Source organism: Acinetobacter endophylla (assembly GCF_053543775.1).
In genome coordinates this window covers 1-453 of the sequence record NZ_JBLVOM010000214.1, presented here as the reverse complement: position 1 = coordinate 453, position 453 = coordinate 1, and the positions used below count along the sequence as shown (strand labels likewise).

General features: G+C 26.9%; 1 protein-coding gene. It reads left to right on the top strand.

The genetic code is table 11. From position 1 onward, the window contains the following. Positions 1 to 453, top strand: a 453-nt coding sequence (locus ACNPNW_RS06410) for a thiopeptide-type bacteriocin biosynthesis protein (RefSeq protein ID WP_448766766.1), incomplete at both ends; no start/stop codon positions are given.

Below are 453 nucleotides of genomic sequence, written 5' to 3'. Positions count from 1 at the left end.
TTTTTTATTCAATATAAAGACCCAGATTTGCATTTGCGCTTGAGAATAAAAGCTGATTATAATAGGCTGCTTATGGTTCAGCCCAAGCTTTTAAACACTTTTAGCCAACTTATTAAAGATTCGCTTATATCTAAATATAGTATTGAATGCTATGAGCTGGAATTAGAAAGGTATGGCGGATATGATTTAATGGATCATGCTCATGAGGTGTTTCACAAAGATAGCTTAGCAATTCAATCCATTATTTACGAGAAAAACAATAATAATGTAAAAATATCAGATGAATTTTTAGCTGTAATAAGCATATTTTTTCATGTAAAAAGATTTGGATTGAGTTTAGATGAGATATTTATTTTTCTTAATTGTCAAAAGCATATTAAGCTTGATCAAGAAGAACAAGATGAATTTAGAAAAAATAAGAATTCTTATCTTGATTTTATAATAAAATATTTA